This is a genomic window from Bradyrhizobium sp. DN3, assembly GCF_041357655.1.
GTDB lineage: Bacteria > Pseudomonadota > Alphaproteobacteria > Rhizobiales > Xanthobacteraceae > Bradyrhizobium.
The window spans coordinates 1-418 of the sequence record NZ_JAULLN010000096.1 but is presented as its reverse complement, the minus strand read 5'-3'; the positions used below and the strand labels follow the sequence as shown (position 1 = coordinate 418).

General features: G+C 57.9%; 1 pseudogene. It reads right to left on the bottom strand.

Annotated features, from left to right (window positions below):
- Positions 1 to 418 (bottom strand): annotated as a pseudogene (locus tag AAE027_RS39510) (IS5/IS1182 family transposase); the annotation flags it as partial.

The following is a 418-nucleotide window of genomic DNA, read 5'->3' as shown; positions in this document are numbered from 1 at the left end:
CCAACGATCCCGGTGTCCTTGCCACTTGTCGCCATCGAGCGCGCGTCAGGATCGGTCAGCGAGATCTGCTTGTCCTCACTCTTTATCATCTCCGCGTTGATCGTGTTGAGCCGGATGATCTCCTCCTTGAGCTTCTCGATCTTGCCCTTTAACCGCTCAACCTTCGCCTCCGGCACCGCGTCGCCATGCCGATCAGCGGTCTCGAGCTGCGAGAGATAGCGGGCGATGCTCTCATCGATCCGCTCAAGACGCCGCTTCATCTTGGCCTCGGTAAAGTTCTTGTCCCGCGCATTGACAGCCTTGAACTTTGACCCGTCAATGGCGACGCTTGCTGCACTGAACAGATCAAGCTTGCGGCACAGTGCGACGAACTCGCGACAGACCTCACGAATGGCCTTGCCATTGTCCTTGCGGAAGT